Source organism: Pseudomonas sp. K2I15, assembly GCF_002204795.1.
In the GTDB taxonomy this organism is placed as follows: domain Bacteria; phylum Pseudomonadota; class Gammaproteobacteria; order Pseudomonadales; family Pseudomonadaceae; genus Aquipseudomonas.
In genome coordinates, this window is sequence record NZ_NIXO01000001.1 from 24,465 (window position 1) to 40,270 (window position 15,806).

A 15,806-nucleotide genomic window follows, 5' to 3' on the forward strand; every position below is an offset into this window, starting at 1 on the left:
CTGTGGGAGCCGGGCTTGCCCGCGATGAGGCCCTATCTGCCAACCAAAGGCTCGGGTTCCTCCAAACGCCTCAGTGCCGCTTTACGCTCAACTACGGGCAACCCGCCCAGCGTCTCCACCGCCGCAAAAAACTTCAGCCAATCCCCGCCTTCCTCCCGGAACAACGCGGCAAACGCCGGCACCCACTGGTCATACAGGCCAAATGGCAACAGCCTTGCATTGTTCATCGGCAGGTTGATCCAGGCGTCATAACGTTTGTCGCCGCCCCACTGGCTATCGCGCATTTTCCGGTAATCACCGCGCAGGCGCTCGAATTCGGCGGCCTTGGCCTGGCGCATGGCGCTTGCCGCCAGCGGCTGCATATACAACTCTTCCAGGCGCTTGCGGGTGTCGAGCACCAGCCGAGTGAATTGGTCGCGCTGTTTCAACGCCGACTCGCTGGCAGGCGGCAAGCCTTGGGCTGCGCGCCACTGCCGGGTGCCTTCCTGCTCGACGAAGGTGGCGTACGACTCATTGAACTCAGTGTCGTCCTTCACATAAAACCGCTGGTGCGCCAGCTCATGAAAAATCAGTGTGGCCAAGCGCTCATCACCCCAGCTCATCATCGAACTCATGATCGGGTCGTTGAACCAGCCCAGGGTGGAATAGGCCTCGACGCCGCCAATCGCCACATCCATGCCTTGCTGCTTCAGCAACGCCGCCTGGCCGCGCGCGGCGCCCTGGTTGTAGTAACCGCGATAGGCCACGCAGCCGGCAATCGGGAAGCAGTGGGTCTGCGGCGACAGGGAAAATTCAGGCGTGGCGAAGACGTTCCAGACCACATAAGGGCGACCGATATCGGCATACAGTCGGTAACTCTGGTTATCCGGCAGGTGCAGGTGTTCGCTCGCGAAGGTGCGGGCTTTCTGCGACTGTGCCAGGTGCTCACGCAGCACCTGTGGTCGGAACGGGTCGGCGATGACCTCCGATACCGGCTCCCGGGCTCGCAGCAACTGCAATTGCCCGTCTGCCAATTGGCTGTAATAACTGACGCTGGAACAGCCGCTGAGCACCAGCAGCATCAACCCGGGAAGCAAACGCCTGACCATTAAAACCTCTCGCCGGTAACTGTCCCGCCAGACTATCTCGCCTGTGGGGAATTTTTCCATGGCGTGGCGTGTTTATACTCATAGGGAGCGTGCTGCCGAACGCAGCCGCTCAAAAAACCATTCCTACAGTTGAGTGCTTAACATGCGTCAGCTATTGCTTCCCGTCGCTGCGATTTTTCTCAGTGCCTGCGCGTCGACACCGCTGCCTGCGGTTGATCCGCAACAAGCCTGGGTCGACTTCGCCACCCCGACACCCGGCGCCAAGTTGGTGATGGCGCAACGCCTGGACGGGAAAAACCTGAACGACGGGCGCTTCTTCCAGGTGCCGCCTGGCAGCCATGAACTGATGGTGCGTTTTGATTTCGAGGTGCCTACCGGCGGCAGTTTCGGCGGATTTGGCCAAACCACCGACCGCACCTGCTTCATGACCCTGCAATACGACCGTTTCGAGGCAGGCCAGCGTTATCGCCTGGAAGGGCGGTCACTGGGCTACAACCCGAATATCCGGCTGTACAACAAGGCGGGTCAGTTGTTGGCTGAAGAACGTAGCGTCAACTGCATCTGATCAGTCGTTGTTCTTCTGGTAGATGATGATTTTGGAGCCGTTGTCACAGGTGCCGACACGCATGGCCTCGTCATGCTTCTCGCCTTCTTCCTTGCTGACGATTTCGAGCGTGTAGGAGGGAACGGCATTGGCCTGGATTTTGACTTCGATCTCGTCTTTGAGCTCTTTACAGTCTTTTATCTCGCCAGCAGCCAGGGCCGACGTGGCCACCGCACCGCAGATAACCGCCAAGACAAAACGTTTCATGTGTGAAGCTCCCTGAATGCACGCGCACGGGTGTGCGCTAAGTCTGCATCGGCTATTCGACCACACTTGCACCTGCAGGGGCGAGCAAGCTCACCCCTGCAAGGGGGCTGCATCAACTAACCAGCGTGCCATCCAGGGTAATGGTGGCATTCAGTACCTTGGACACCGGGCATCCTTCCTTGGCCTTTTTGCTCAGTTCATCGAACTGCGCCTGGCTCGCGCCCGGGATCTTCGCCTTGAGGGTCAGGTGCACCGCAGTAATCGCAAAGCCACCGTCCACTTGGTCCAGGGTGACTTCGGCCTGGGTGTCGATGCTGTCGGCCTTGAGCCCGGCGTCGCCGAGAATCATGGAAAAGGCCATGGAGAAACAACCGACATGGGCGGCGCCGATCAATTCTTCCGGGTTGGTGCCCTTGCCCCCTTCGAAACGGGCCTTGAAGCCGTAGGGCGCTTCGCGCAACACGCCGGTTTCCGTTGAAATGGAACCGAGGCCGGTTTTCAGATCACCTTCCCAATGCGCCGATGCTTTCTTCTTGATACTCATATCAATCTCCTCGTGCCTGTGGTTTTCCGTCAGTAAGGGTTCTGAGGATAGAAGCGCTGGCAAAGTTCACCTCGTCGGACTAAACCGCTTTTCCGGTAGGCAAATTCACTTCAGCTATTGAATCTCGGGTATATGCCCTCATTGCATAGTCATGCACATGAAGCGGCAGGTTTTGGCTCGACATAAAACCTGCGGCCCCCTTGGAGAAGCAGGCTTATGAAACCGCTGTCCGACGTAAAATTCTCGACCCTCGACCTGGTGCCCGTGCGGGCCAACGGCAGTGCGGCGCAGTCGCTGCGCAATTCCCTGGACCTGGCCCAGCACGTGGAAAAGTTTGGCTACAACCGCTTCTGGGTCGCCGAGCACCACAATATGGACGGCATCGCCAGTTCGGCGACCTCCGTATTGCTCGGCTATCTGGCCGGCGGCACCTCGACGATTCGCGTCGGCTCCGGCGGCGTGATGCTGCCCAACCACGCGCCCCTGGTGATCGCCGAGCAGTTCGGCACCCTCGAAAGCCTGTACCCGGGCCGCATTGACCTAGGGCTTGGCCGCGCGCCGGGTTCCGACCAGATGACCGCCCGCGCCCTGCGCCGTGAACGTTCCGGCAGCGCCGACGACTTCCCGGAAGACGTAGCAGAACTGATGGCCTACCTGGGCCCGCGAACCCCGGACCAACGGGTGATCGCCGTACCCGGCACTGGCACCAACGTCCCTGTGTGGCTACTGGGCTCAAGCCTGTTCAGCGCGCAGCTTGCAGGCGAAAAAGGTTTGCCTTACGCCTTTGCCTCACATTTCGCACCACGCCTGATGCATGAGGCGATTCGTGTCTACCGCAACCACTTCAAGCCTTCAGCCGTGCTGGACAAACCCTACGTGATGCTCGGCATCCCGCTGGTGGCTGCCGATACGGATGAGCAGGCCGATTACCTGGCCACGTCGGTGTACCAGCGAATCCTCGCGTTGATGCGTGGGCAAAGCCTGGTGCAGCGTCCGCCGGTTAAAACCATGGACGGCCTGTGGCTGCCGCACGAGAAAGACGCCGTAGGCAGTTTCCTTGGCCTGGCGATGGTGGGCAGCCCGCAGAAAATCCGCGCCAAGCTGGAAGTACTGGTGGAGCAGACCGGCGCTGATGAGCTGATCTTTACCTGCGACCTATACGAGCACGCCGACCGGATTCATTCCTACGAGCTGCTGGCGCAGATCATGAAGGGTTAAACCGCAGGCATAAAAAAACCGACGCACTCGCGTCGGTTTTTTACGTCTGCAACACGGGATCACCCGCGCTTGTAGGCGATTTCCTTGGTACCACCTTCGCAGGTGCCAACTACCTTACTGTCGCCAGCAGCACCTTTATCCACTACGTCCAGCGAATAATGCGCAACACCCTTGGCATCCAGTTTCGCCGCAATCTCGCTTTTCAGCTCGTCACAAGGCTTGCCCGCCGCCAGGGCTGTGCCCGCAATGCTCAACAAACCTACCGCCAACAAAAAGTTCTTCATCCGTCACTTTCCTTGGGTTGATCGAAAAGAAGCACGCCGACGCTCGTCACGTCGACGTACCTAAAGGTTGTAGCGGAGTTTATGGCAATCGGCCAGCGCGCAAGTTCAACCGGCGGTATCAACTACTGGCAATTCGGAACCCCACCTTGAGGGTGACCTGGAAATGCGCGGCCTTGCCGTCCTTGATGTGGCCACGGGTTTCGGTCACTTCAAACCACTCCAAGTGCTTGATGCTCTTGTTGGCTTCCGCCAGGGCGTTGTTGATGGCGTCCTCGATGCTGGTCGCGGAAGAGCCCACCAGTTCGACTTTCTTGTAGGTGTGATGATCACTCATAAGGTTTTCTCCTGGGTCGTTAATCAAGACTAGCAGTGAATTCTCGTACTGCTTCTGGCGGCCATTCCCACGCGAAAGTTCAGATTTACTGCACTTTCTGAAACCGCCGCAGTCGGAAACAACACACGCCACTCAATCACTCCAGGAGAGCCCACATGGCCAACACCTCTTTACGCAAAGCGTCATTGGAAAGCATGGAAGCCGAGATTTCGAGCCTGCTCAAATCTCTGGAAAGCCTCAAGGACGATGCGTCTGACGAGTCGCGCAAAACCCTGAAGGCCCTGAAAAGCAATGCCGAGAATGCCCTCAAGCATTCCCGCCACCTGATCAGCGATGCCTACGAAGAAAGCAAAGTCAAAATCCGCGAAACCAGTGTTGCAACACGGGACTACGCGCAAGAGCACCCATGGACTACCGCTGGCGTCGCCGTCGGCGCGCTGGGTCTGCTGGCGGCTTACTTGCTGTGCAAACGCGGTGACTAAACGTCCTGGCGCGCAAGCTCAGCCTTGAGCCACAGCGCCAGTTGCCGGGCGCGCCCATCCGCGGCGCGCTTGGGTAGCCACAACGCCAGTTGCGCCGGGGTTTCACTGAAACCCCACGGCGCAACCAGGCGGCCCGCTCGCAGGTCCTCTGCCACCAGCGGTTCAGGCGCAATCGCCACCCCAAGCCCTGCCACCGCCGCTTCCAGCAAATAATATAAATGCTCGAAACCCTGACCGTACTTCAACGCGCCAGCGTCGATCCCGTGGTGCTGCGCCCAGCTGGGCCAGGCTTGTGGGCGCGAGGTGGTGTGCAACAGGGCTTCATTGCGCAGCGCCTCGGCGGGCGCCTGGCGCAACCGCTCGTAATGGGCAAAACGCGGGCTCATGACCGGGCCGATGCGTTCGCTGGCCAACTCGTAAACCTGCATGTCCGCAGGCCACGGCGGCTCGGCGAACACCAGCAGCGCGTCCAACCCGGGGCGGCGCGGGTCAAGATCGCCTTCGCCTGCCGACAGGTGCAGACGCAAATCCGGCAAATCGGCGTTCAGGCGGCCCAGACGCGGAATAAACCAGCGCGCCAGCAGGCTGCCGGAGCAGCCGAGTACAAACGGCGCGTCGGCACTGCTTTGTGTGAGTTCGGCGCAAGTGTCCCTTAAACGCTCAAACGCCTCGAAACTCGCATCCCGCAGGCGAATGCCGGCATCTGTGAGTTTGAGGCCGCGCCCATCCTTGACGAACAGGCTCACGCCGAGGTGCTCCTCCAACACCTTGAGCTGCCGGCTGACCGCGCCATGGGTGACGTGCAGTTGCTCGGCGGCCTGGCTCACGCTGTTCAAGCGAGCGGTCGCCTCGAAAGCACGCAAGGCATTCAGCGGTGGTAAGTCTCGGCTCATCTGTGAGTTTTCCTGACAGGTTGCGGCGATCTTATCGGTTTTCACGTTGAAGCGTCAGGGGTAGAGTGACCGTCATTGCCTCTTACACATTTTCTACCTGGAGCGTCCCATGACTCAGACCCAGACCGATTTACGCAACGGCCCAGACGCCAATGGCCTGTTTGGTTCGTTCGGCGGCCGCTACGTGGCGGAAACCCTGATGCCGCTGATCCTTGACCTGGCCCGTGAATACGAAGCGGCCAAGATCGATCCGGCCTTCAACGAAGAACTGGCCTACTTCCAGCGCGACTACGTCGGACGCCCAAGCCCGCTGTACTTCGCCGAACGCCTGACCGAATTCTGCGGCGGCGCCAAGATCTACCTCAAGCGCGAAGAGCTCAACCACACCGGCGCCCACAAGATCAACAACTGCATCGGCCAGATCCTGCTGGCGCGGCGCATGGGCAAAAAACGCATCATCGCCGAGACCGGCGCCGGCATGCACGGTGTGGCCACGGCCACCGTCGCCGCGCGTTTTGGCCTGGACTGCGTGATCTACATGGGCACCACCGACATCGAGCGCCAGCAGGCCAACGTGTTCCGCATGAAGCTGCTGGGCGCCGAAGTGATCCCGGTAGTCGCCGGTACCGGCACCCTGAAAGACGCGATGAACGAAGCCCTGCGTGACTGGGTGACCAACGTCGACAGCACCTTCTACCTGATCGGCACTGTTGCCGGCCCGCACCCGTACCCCGCCATGGTGCGTGACTTCCAGGCCGTGATCGGCAAGGAAACCCGTACCCAACTGCAAGCCCAGGAAGGCCGCCTGCCCGACAGCCTGGTGGCCTGCATCGGTGGCGGTTCCAACGCCATGGGCCTGTTCCATCCGTTCCTGGATGACACCAGCGTCGAAATCATCGGCGTTGAAGCGGCCGGCTACGGCATCGAAACCGGCAAACACGCGGCCAGCCTCAACGGCGGCGTACCGGGTGTATTGCACGGCAACCGTACCTTCCTGTTGCAGGACGACGATGGCCAGATCATCGACGCCCACTCGATCTCCGCCGGCCTCGACTACCCGGGCATCGGCCCTGAACACGCCTGGTTGCATGACATCGGCCGCGTTCAGTACACCTCTGTGACCGACGACGAAGCCCTCGACGCCTTTCACAAATGCTGCCGCCTGGAAGGGATTATTCCTGCACTGGAAAGCGCCCACGCCCTGGCCGAAGTGTTCAAACGCGCACCGACCTTGCCCAAGGATCACCTGATGGTGGTCAACCTCTCGGGCCGTGGCGACAAAGACATGCAAACCGTGATGCACCACATGGAACAGTCTCAGCAGGAGAAACACTAAATGAGCCGCCTGCAAACACGTTTTGCGCAACTCAAAGAACAAAACCGCGCCGCCCTGGTGACCTTCGTCACCGCCGGCGACCCGGGTTATGACACCTCGCTGGCAATCCTCAAGGGCTTGCCAGCCGCTGGCGCCGATGTGATCGAGCTGGGCATGCCCTTCACCGACCCGATGGCCGATGGCCCGGCCATTCAACTGGCCAACATCCGCGCACTGACCGCCAAGCAGAACCTCACCAAAACCCTGCAAATGGTTCGTGAGTTCCGCGAGGGCAACAGCGACACGCCGCTGGTGCTGATGGGCTATTTCAACCCGATCCATATGTACGGCGTGCCGCGCTTTATCAGCGACGCGAAAGAAGCCGGCGTAGACGGCCTGATCGTGGTCGACATGCCGCCTGAGCATAACGGCGAGCTGTGCGACCCGGCCCAGGCTGCCGGTATCGACTTTATCCGCCTGACCACGCCGACCACCGATGACGTGCGCCTGCCAACCGTGCTCAACGGCAGTTCCGGGTTTGTGTACTACGTCTCGGTGGCCGGTGTGACCGGTGCTGGCGCCGCGACCCTGGAACACGTCGAAGAAGCCGTGACCCGTCTGCGTCGGCATACCAACCTGCCGATCAGCATCGGTTTTGGTATCCGTACCCCGGAACAGGCCGCTGCAATCGCCCGTCTGGCAGACGGTGTGGTGGTGGGTTCGGCACTGATCGATCACATCGCCAATGCCAGCAATGATCAGCAGGCTATCGACGGTGTATTGACCCTGTGTTCGGCGCTGTCAGAAGGTGTGCGCAACGCCCGTAAGTAAGTCGCTCGTAAGCGCTAGGTAAAGTTTCTGATACAGAGGAATCATGCTGGCAATTCAGCACCTAAGCTAACAAGACCAAGGGATTTCGAACCCGGTTCGAAATCCCTTTTTGTTGTTTTGTGTAGTTGAGGAAACCCCTGATGAAGATGCCAAAGCGTGTGATAGCCGGTCTGGGTGTGCTGCTGCTCGGCGCCAGTGCCCTGGTGCAAGCCGCACCGTATGACCAAGGTGGCGGACCGGACCGTGGCGGCCCTCAAGGCCAACAAAACGATCACCGTGGCGATGACCATCGTGGTCAGCAGGAAAATCACCGTGGTGGCCCTCCTCAAGACTTCGGCCCGGTACGGCAAGTGATCCGCGATAACCACGGCGACTTCCGCCGTGGCGCGCCGCCGCCTCCGGGCATCCATCTGGTGCGCGGCCAGCGCCTGCCGCCGAACTACTATGGCGAGCGACTGGACCCTAGGGCGCTGGGCCATCTGCCGCAATACCCGGGTTACGAATGGCGCCGTTCGGGCGGGGACATCGTGCTGATCGCGATTGGTACCAGCATCGTTTATCAGATTCTGGATGGCGCGCTGTACTAGAGCCGGACTGCTTTTGTGGCGAGGGAGCTTGCTCCCGCTGGGCTGCGCAGCGGCCCCAAAATCATGGGAGCGCTGCGCACTCCAGCGGGAGCAAGCTCCCTCGCCACAGAGACTTATCAGTCCTCTAAAGTTCGATACGCTCGACCTTGCCCACCAGCAAGATGTACGAAAGCGCCCCCAGCAACGCCAGCACCGCGATGTACGTAATCGCCGGCGCAAACGAATCCCCGGTGGCCAGAAAGCCAATCACGATCGGCGTGGTAATCGCCGACAGATTGCCGATGAAATTGAACACCCCACCCGTCAGCCCCAGCAGCCTTGCTGGTGCCAACGTCGACACCAGCGACCAGGTGATCGACGCCAGGCCATTGCCGAAAAACGCCACCGCCAAAAAGGCAATGACCCACGCCGTGGAGTCAACAAAGTTGGCGCCAATGATCGCCGTCGAAATCAACAACCCACCAATGATCGGCAACTTGCGCGCAAACCCCACCGACGCTCCCCGGCGAATCAGCCAGTCGGAAAACAACCCCGAACACAGCACCCCGACAAACGCCGCGAGAAACGGCAGCGACGCCAACAGCCCGGACTTGATGAAGTCCATGCCGCGATATTTCACCAGGTAGGTCGGGAACCACGTCAGGAAAAACCACAGCGTGGAGTTCAGGCAGAACTGCCCCAGGTAAATCCCCCACAGCTTGCGCTTGCTCATCACGATGCCGAGGTCGACCCAACTGAACGGCGCCTTGGCCGCCTGCACCTGGATGTCCACCAGCCCGCCGCCTTCGCGGATCAGCTCGATTTCTGCCGCATTCGCGCCTTTAAAATCTCGTGGCTCGCGGTACACCGCGTACCAGATCAACGCCCACACAATGCCCACGCCGCCGGTGGCGACAAACACCATGTGCCAGCCAAAGGTGTGTTGCAGCCACGCCAATACCGGCGTGAGAAAGGCCAACCCGACAAATTGCCCGGAGGTGTAGACCCCAATCGCCGTGGCCCGCTCACGCTCGGGAAACCAGGTGGTCACCACGCGGCTGTTGATCGGGTACGCCGGGGCTTCCAGGGCGCCGACCGCCATGCGCAGCACGAACAGCGCGATAAAGCTGGCGGCGAAGCCCAGCATCACGGTGGCTATCGACCATAGCAGCAGGGCGACGCTGTAGAGAATGCGCGGCGGCACCCGGTCCACCAGCCAACCGCCGGGGATCTGCATGGCAGCGTAGGTCCAGCCGAACGCGGAGAAGATCAGCCCGACATGCACCGGGTCGATCCCCAGCTCGCTGGTCAACGCCGGGGCGGCAATCGACAGGTTGCTGCGGTCCAGGTAGTTGATCACTACCGTGATGAACAGCAGCACCATGATGAAGTAGCGCTTTCGGCTGGGCGTGACTAAAGAAGCCTGCCCGGTGAAGGACTCGGATTGCATGGGGGTTGCCTCTTCTTATGGTTATTGAGGACGGGGCTTACGGGTGAAACCGGATCAAATGTGGGAGCGGGCTTGCTCGCGAAGGCGCAGTGTCAGTCAACACATCTGCGGCTGATACACCGCTTTCGCGAGCAAGCCCGCTCCCACACTGACGGTGTTTCTTCAGGGCGAGATCACCACTCGGCAAAACTGCCGTCGGCATGGCGCCAGATCGGGTTGCGCCAGCGGTGCCCGATGGCCGCACGCTCGATCACGTATTCCTCGTTGATCTCGATGCCCAGGCCTGGCCCGTTGGGGATTTTCACGAAACCCTGGTCGTAGTCGAAAACACCCGGATCACGCACGTAATCCAGCAGGTCATTGCTCTCGTTGTAGTGAATCCCCAGGCTTTGCTCCTGGATGAACGCGTTGTAGCAAACCGCATCCAGCTGCAGGCACGCCGCCAGGGCAATCGGGCCGAGCGGGCAGTGCAGGGCCAGCGCCACATCGTAAGCTTCAGCCATGTTGGCGATCTTGCGGGTCTCGGTGATACCGCCGGCGTGGGAGGCGTCCGGCTGGATGATGTCGACGTAGCCTTCGCTGAGCACGCGCTTGAAGTCCCAGCGCGAGAACAGGCGCTCGCCGAGGGCAATCGGGGTGCTGGTGAGCGGCGCCAGCTCTTTCAGCGCTTCGTAGTTTTCGCTGAGTACCGGCTCTTCGATAAACATCAGTTTGTAGGGGTCGAGTTCCTTCATCAGCACCTTGGCCATGGGCTTGTGCACCCGGCCATGGAAGTCGACGCCGATGCCGACGTTCGGGCCTACCGCGTCACGCACGGCAGCGACGTTGGCCAAGGCCTGGTCGACTTTTTCGAAACTGTCGAGAAACTGCAGTTCTTCGGTGCCATTCATTTTGACGGCGGTAAAACCACGGGCCACGGCTTCCTTGGCGGCGCGGGCAGTGTCTGCCGGGCGGTCGCCACCGATCCATGAATACACGCGGATCTTGTCCCGCACCTGGCCACCGAGCAAATCGCTGACCGACACACCGAGGGCCTTGCCCTTGATGTCCCACAGCGCCTGGTCGATACCGGCAAGGGCGCTCATGTGGATCGCGCCGCCACGGTAGAAACCGCCACGGTAGAGCACGGTCCAGATGTCTTCAATGTTGCGTGGGTCTTTGCCGATCAAGTAGTCGGACAATTCTTCAACGGCAGCCGCCACGGTGTGGGCGCGGCCCTCGACCACAGGTTCGCCCCAACCGGTCACGCCCTGGTCGGTTTCAACCTTGAGGAAGCACCAACGCGGCGGGACGATGAAGGTGGTCAGTTTGGTGATTTTCATCTTCTTATCTCTCTTGTAGATGGAGAAAGCTCATCAGCCCAGGGCATTCCAGGCCGCGACGTAGGCCTGGGCGTTGCTCGCCACTTGGTCAACGCTCATGCCCGGCTTGAATAACCCGGAGCCCAGGCCGAAGCCTTTTACGCCGGCGTCGAAAAATACCTGCATGTTGTCCGGCGTGATACCGCCCACCGGCAGCAACACCGTGCCCGCCGGCAGTACCGCGAGCCAGGCCTTGACCACCGCCGGCCCCATTTGCTCGGCCGGGAACAGCTTCAGCACGTCGGCGCCTTCGGCCAGCGCGGCAAACGCTTCGGTCGGTGTGGCAACACCCGGCGACAGGTACAGGCCTGCGGCCTTGGCAGCCCGAAGCACCTTGGCATCGCTGTGGGGCATGACAATAACCTGGCCACCGGCGGCTTTGACGTGATCGACCTGTTCCGGGGTCAGCACGGTGCCGGCGCCGATCAGGCAATCGGCGGGCAGGCTGTCGCGCAGGATACGGATGCTGACGTACGGATCCGGCGAGTTAAGCGGCACTTCGATAACCCTGAAGCCCGCCCGGTACAGCACCTCGCCGATCGCCAGCGCCTCGTCCGGTCGCAGGCCGCGCAGGATCGCGATCAAACCGTTGTGTGTCAGTGCTTGCTTGAGCATGTCGGGCCTCTCATCAGGTTGCAGGCAGCAGCCCCGCCGCCATGGCCAGCTGCCAAAGGCCACGCTCGGTAGCCTCCTGCGCCAGGGTCACATGGGGGAAGCCACAGAGTTGGAGTGCACGCTGGTAGCGGGTGCAGAGTTGGGTTGCGCCCACCAGAACGATGTCGCGCTGCTGGCTGGCCTTGCGCGCGCGCAGGCCGATAAGTTCGTGGCCGATCAACAGCCCGGACAGGTAGTCCGGTTGCTCGTCAGGCGCCAGCTCGCCGGTCAATCCCAGGGAGCGCGCGCTGAACACGTTCGACAACAGGCCCGTCTGGCCGTCTGCCGACAGCGCCACGTGCACGCCGCGATCAAAAGCGGCCGCCTGGAACTGTTCGGAAGGGCGTTGAGTGCGACCCAAGATGCTGTGTTGGCTGAGCACGGCGAACAGCTCGCCGGTCATGAAAGTGTCGAAGTGGGTGATGCAGCCTTCCACCACCTCGACCCACTTGGAATGGCTGCCCGGCAGGCCGATCAATACGTCGCGCCCGGTATCGGCGGACAAGCTTTGCAACACGCCGAGCACCTGGGTTTCTTCACCACGCATCACATTGGGCAACGCGCTACGTTGAATCACGCCGGGAACGATATGCACCGCTGCGCCCCGCAGGCTACGCACAACATGCAGCGCCTGGCCGAGGGTGGAAACATCCGCCGGGGTGTCGCGATACGCCGCTTCGCTCCAGCCCTGGGCGCTACCGACCATGCCGCAGGCGATGACGGGAAGGTCGGGCTGGGCATCGAGCCAGTCACCGCATGCGGCATCGAATGCCAACTCGAAACCATTGCTGCACTGAACACCGGCAATCTCCCGGGGTTCGGTGGGCAAGTGCATGATCCCCGACGCCAGGGCGCGTCGTTCGATCACGACGCCTGCCGGGCCGAGCTTATAAGCACGAAGGGAACTGGTTCCCCAATCGAGCGCGATCAATTGCGCCTGCATCGCTTCACCTGAGTGTTCTGAGCGGATGAGGCGAATATAAACCCAAGACCGGTAAAGTCTCAATATATAAATATCAGTCCCATATATAGGGAATATATGGACCTAGAATCTCGACAGGTCCAGCGTGCGCATTGCCCCCATCCAAATCGCATGTTCGGTGTGGTCCTTGAGGTCATCGCCGGTTGTAGGGTGCAGGAACACCACCAGGCCGCTGCGGTTGAGCGCCAGCCACGGCAGCACGACGCCGATGTATTCAGGGTCGAACGCCAACTGGCAGCTCCAGTCCGGGTGAGGGCCTACCGGGCGCTCATGCACGCGGCCCATGCGCAGCGGGAACATTTGCGCGGCGTCTTCGCAGAGTTTGCGCGCCTGGTCGATGGTGCTGGCGTCGAAGTAGATATGGGCGTGGTAGCCCTTGATACGTTGCATGACAGGCTCCGGGCTCAATGATCGGCAAATCCTAGACCGCAATGGACGGCAGGGCCAGACCGGTCAGCGATTGTGCGCTGCTGGCCTGCTCAGCCATCAACCAGTCGACGAAACGTTCGATCAACTGGCTGCGGCGTTTGCGCTGGGGCAGCACCACGTAATAGCCGAAGCGCGAGATCACCGTGTCGCCAATCGGCCGACACAGCCACTTTTGCTCCAGCAAGTTATCCACAAGGTGGCGCCAGCCGATGGCCACGCCCTGGCCGGCGATCGCCGCCTGGATCAACAGCGTGTAGTTGTCGAAACGCAGTTGGCCGGGTGTGGGTGCGGCGGTGATGCCCAGCTCGCGGAACACGCCGGCCCAGTCGAACCACTGGTTGTTGTTTTGCTGGCGCAGGTGCAGCAAGGGGAATTCCAGCAAGCTCTGCACCGACAACGGCGCGGCGCGGTCCTGAAGTAGCTGCGGGCTGCACACCGGGAACACTTCCTCGTTGAACAGCCACAAACTGTCGCCCTGTTTGAAGCGGCCGTCACCGAACAGCACCGCCACATCGATATCGCTGCGCAACGTGGCGTGATTGCGTTCGCTGGTAACCAGGCTCACATCCACCTGCGGGTTGGCTTCATGGAAACGATGCAGGCGTGGCATCAGCCAATAAGCGGCGAAGGCAAAGTCCGTCGCCACCTGTAGGACTTCGTGCTGGTCCTGCTCGGCAATGGCGCTCAAGCCCTGGTTGATGCTCTGCAAACCGGCCTGCACCTGCTCGAACAACAGGGCGCCCGCGTCGGTCAGTTCGATGCCACGGTAAATGCGATCAAACAGGCGCACCTTCAGCTGTTCCTCAAGGCGCTTGATCTGCTGGCTGATGGCCGGCTGGGTGGTGCCCAGTTCCATCGCAGCCGCCGTAAAGCTGCGTTGGCGCGCTGCGGCTTCAAAAGCGCGCAGCAGATCAAGTGACAGGTTACCGAGGGATTCATACATAAGCTGTGCTTATCCTAGACATTGCTTCTCATGGGCTTTACCACGATTTCCATGGCCTGCATGCTCATTCGCATAAACGTTGACTATGGAATGCCGCGAAACCATGAAGCGCAAGAACATTCTTTTTATCATGGCCGATCAAATGGCCGCGCCGATGCTTCCGTTCTACGGTCCTTCGCCTATCAAACTGCCGAACTTGAGCCGCCTCGCCGCTGAGGGCGTGGTGTTCGACGCCGCTTACTGCAACAGCCCGCTGTGTGCACCATCGCGCTTTACCCTGGTGAGTGGCCAGTTGCCGAGCAAGATTGGCGCCTACGACAACGCAGCCGATTTCCCCGCCGATGTGCCGACCTATGCCCACTACCTGCGTCGCCTCGGCTACCGCACGGCGCTGTCGGGCAAGATGCACTTTTGCGGCCCCGACCAGCTCCACGGTTATGAAGAACGCCTGACCAGTGATATCTACCCGGCCGACTATGGCTGGGCGGTGAATTGGGATGAGCCGGACGTGCGCCCCACCTGGTACCACAACATGGCGTCGGTGCTGCAAGCCGGCCCGTGCGTGCGCACCAACCAGCTGGATTTCGACGAAGAGGTGGTGTTCAAGGCCCAGCAGTACCTGTTCGACCATATCCGCGAGGACGGCGACCAGCCGTTCTGCCTGACCGTGTCGATGACTCACCCACACGACCCGTACACCATTCCCAAGCCGTTCTGGGACCTGTACGACGACAACGACATCCCGTTGCCTACAACCCCACCACAGGCCGAGCTGGACCCTCACTCCCAACGGCTGCTCAAGGTCTATGACCTGTGGGACAAGCCGCTGCCGGTGAACAAGATCCGCGATGCGCGCCGCGCCTACTTCGGCGCGTGCAGCTACATCGACAGCAACGTCGGCAAACTGCTGCAAACCCTGGAAGACACGGGCCTGGCCGACGACACCATCATCATCTTCTCCGGCGACCACGGCGACATGCTCGGCGAACGCGGGCTCTGGTACAAAATGCACTGGTTTGAAATGGCCGCCCGGGTGCCGCTGCTGATCAGCGCGCCGGGGCAGTTTGCGGCGGGCCGCGTAAACGCCGCCGTGTCCACCGCCGACCTGCTGCCAACCCTGGTAGAACTGGCCGGTGGCGAACTCGACCCCAAGCTGCCGCTGGATGGCCGCTCGCTGGTCTCGCACTTGCAAGGGCAGGGCGGGCATGACGAAGTGTTCGGCGAATACATGGCCGAGGGCACCATCAGCCCGCTGATGATGATTCGCCGTGGCGCTTACAAATTCATCTACAGCGAGGACGATCCTTGCCTACTGTTCGATGTGCACAACGACCCGCACGAGCGGGAAGAACTCAGCCAGTCACCGGAACACCGGCCACTGTTCGAGGCGTTTTTGAGTGAGGCGCGGGCCAAATGGGACATCCCGGCGATCCACCAGCAGGTGCTCGCCAGCCAACGCCGTCGCCGCCTGGTGTTTGAGGCGCTGACCCAAGGCAAGCTGAAGAGCTGGGACCACCAGCCACTGGTAGACGCCAGTCAGCAATACATGCGCAACCATATCGACCTCGACGATCTGGAGCGCAAGGCACGTTTTCCACAACCCTGCCAAAACCAATAAAAC

19 protein-coding genes are annotated in these 15,806 nt (G+C 61.0%); 7 read left to right on the forward strand and 12 right to left on the reverse strand.

The window, feature by feature from the left end; genetic code table 11:
• Positions 1-32 precede the first annotated feature (32 nt).
• The gene (locus CEC48_RS00130; protein WP_088421911.1) at positions 33-1,088 is read right to left on the reverse strand and encodes an aminopeptidase; all 1,056 of its coding nucleotides are present in this window, start codon (positions 1,086-1,088) and stop codon (positions 33-35) included.
• 142 nt (positions 1,089-1,230) lie between these two features.
• Here CEC48_RS00130 and CEC48_RS00135 point away from each other — a divergent pair, with 142 nt between their 5' ends.
• Complete coding sequence (locus CEC48_RS00135) at positions 1,231-1,653, forward strand: hypothetical protein (RefSeq protein ID WP_088421912.1); 423 nt, start codon at positions 1,231-1,233, stop codon at positions 1,651-1,653.
• On the opposite strand, the gene CEC48_RS00140 is transcribed toward CEC48_RS00135, so the two are convergent.
• Complete coding sequence (locus CEC48_RS00140; protein WP_088421913.1) at positions 1,654-1,899, reverse strand: DUF1161 domain-containing protein; 246 nt, start codon at positions 1,897-1,899, stop codon at positions 1,654-1,656. It lies immediately after the preceding gene.
• Between the two features lie 112 nt (positions 1,900-2,011).
• Positions 2,012-2,443, reverse strand: a complete 432-nt coding sequence (locus tag CEC48_RS00145; RefSeq protein WP_088421914.1) for an OsmC family protein — start codon at positions 2,441-2,443, stop codon at positions 2,012-2,014.
• Between the two features lie 216 nt (positions 2,444-2,659).
• Here CEC48_RS00145 and CEC48_RS00150 point away from each other — a divergent pair, with 216 nt between their 5' ends.
• Entirely contained in the window at positions 2,660-3,661 is a 1,002-nt protein-coding gene (locus CEC48_RS00150; RefSeq protein ID WP_088421915.1) for an LLM class flavin-dependent oxidoreductase, read from the forward strand.
• Between the two features lie 59 nt (positions 3,662-3,720).
• Here CEC48_RS00150 and CEC48_RS00155 read toward each other — a convergent pair whose 3' ends face one another.
• Complete coding sequence (locus tag CEC48_RS00155) at positions 3,721-3,945, reverse strand: DUF1161 domain-containing protein (protein WP_088421916.1); 225 nt, start codon at positions 3,943-3,945, stop codon at positions 3,721-3,723.
• Positions 3,946-4,063: 118 nt separating this feature from the next.
• Positions 4,064-4,279: a dodecin gene (locus tag CEC48_RS00160; protein ID WP_003187305.1), complete on the reverse strand. Its 216-nt coding sequence runs from the start codon at positions 4,277-4,279 to the stop codon at positions 4,064-4,066.
• Positions 4,280-4,434: 155 nt separating this feature from the next.
• On the opposite strand from CEC48_RS00160, the gene CEC48_RS00165 reads away from it, so the two are divergent.
• A complete protein-coding gene (locus tag CEC48_RS00165) occupies positions 4,435-4,761 on the forward strand; it encodes a YqjD family protein (RefSeq protein ID WP_032885107.1) in 327 nt (108 codons plus the stop codon).
• On the opposite strand, the gene CEC48_RS00170 is transcribed toward CEC48_RS00165, so the two are convergent.
• A complete protein-coding gene (locus CEC48_RS00170; protein WP_088421917.1) occupies positions 4,758-5,654 on the reverse strand; it encodes a LysR family transcriptional regulator in 897 nt (298 codons plus the stop codon). The genes CEC48_RS00165 and CEC48_RS00170 overlap by 4 nt on opposite strands.
• Positions 5,655-5,763: 109 nt before the next feature.
• Here CEC48_RS00170 and trpB point away from each other — a divergent pair, with 109 nt between their 5' ends.
• From trpB to CEC48_RS00185, 3 genes are all read left to right on the forward strand, one after another.
• Positions 5,764-6,990, forward strand: coding sequence for a tryptophan synthase subunit beta (gene trpB / locus CEC48_RS00175; RefSeq protein WP_088421918.1), 1,227 nt, complete (start codon positions 5,764-5,766; stop codon positions 6,988-6,990).
• Positions 6,991-7,800, forward strand: coding sequence for a tryptophan synthase subunit alpha (gene trpA, locus CEC48_RS00180; RefSeq protein ID WP_088421919.1), 810 nt, complete (start codon positions 6,991-6,993; stop codon positions 7,798-7,800).
• 140 nt (positions 7,801-7,940) lie between these two features.
• A complete protein-coding gene (locus tag CEC48_RS00185) occupies positions 7,941-8,387 on the forward strand; it encodes an anti-virulence regulator CigR family protein (RefSeq protein WP_088421920.1) in 447 nt (148 codons plus the stop codon).
• A gap of 124 nt (positions 8,388-8,511) precedes the next feature.
• Here CEC48_RS00185 and CEC48_RS00190 read toward each other — a convergent pair whose 3' ends face one another.
• From CEC48_RS00190 to CEC48_RS00215, 6 genes are all read right to left on the reverse strand, one after another.
• The gene (locus CEC48_RS00190; protein ID WP_088421921.1) at positions 8,512-9,816 is read right to left on the reverse strand and encodes an MFS transporter; all 1,305 of its coding nucleotides are present in this window, start codon (positions 9,814-9,816) and stop codon (positions 8,512-8,514) included.
• Between the two features lie 173 nt (positions 9,817-9,989).
• Positions 9,990-11,138: a galactonate dehydratase gene (dgoD, locus tag CEC48_RS00195; protein WP_003213645.1), complete on the reverse strand. Its 1,149-nt coding sequence runs from the start codon at positions 11,136-11,138 to the stop codon at positions 9,990-9,992.
• Between the two features lie 33 nt (positions 11,139-11,171).
• Positions 11,172-11,792, reverse strand: coding sequence for a 2-dehydro-3-deoxy-6-phosphogalactonate aldolase (locus CEC48_RS00200; protein WP_088421922.1), 621 nt, complete (start codon positions 11,790-11,792; stop codon positions 11,172-11,174).
• Positions 11,793-11,805: 13 nt separating this feature from the next.
• Positions 11,806-12,774: a 2-dehydro-3-deoxygalactonokinase gene (locus CEC48_RS00205; RefSeq protein WP_088421923.1), complete on the reverse strand. Its 969-nt coding sequence runs from the start codon at positions 12,772-12,774 to the stop codon at positions 11,806-11,808.
• Between the two features lie 102 nt (positions 12,775-12,876).
• Positions 12,877-13,203 (reverse strand): DOPA 4,5-dioxygenase family protein, encoded by a 327-nt coding sequence (locus CEC48_RS00210; RefSeq protein ID WP_088421924.1) that lies wholly within the window; start codon positions 13,201-13,203, stop codon positions 12,877-12,879.
• Positions 13,204-13,234: 31 nt separating this feature from the next.
• Entirely contained in the window at positions 13,235-14,185 is a 951-nt protein-coding gene (locus CEC48_RS00215; RefSeq protein WP_088421925.1) for a LysR family transcriptional regulator, read from the reverse strand.
• Between the two features lie 103 nt (positions 14,186-14,288).
• Here CEC48_RS00215 and betC point away from each other — a divergent pair, with 103 nt between their 5' ends.
• Positions 14,289-15,803, forward strand: coding sequence for a choline-sulfatase (gene betC, locus CEC48_RS00220; protein WP_088421926.1), 1,515 nt, complete (start codon positions 14,289-14,291; stop codon positions 15,801-15,803).
• Positions 15,804-15,806 lie beyond the last annotated feature (3 nt).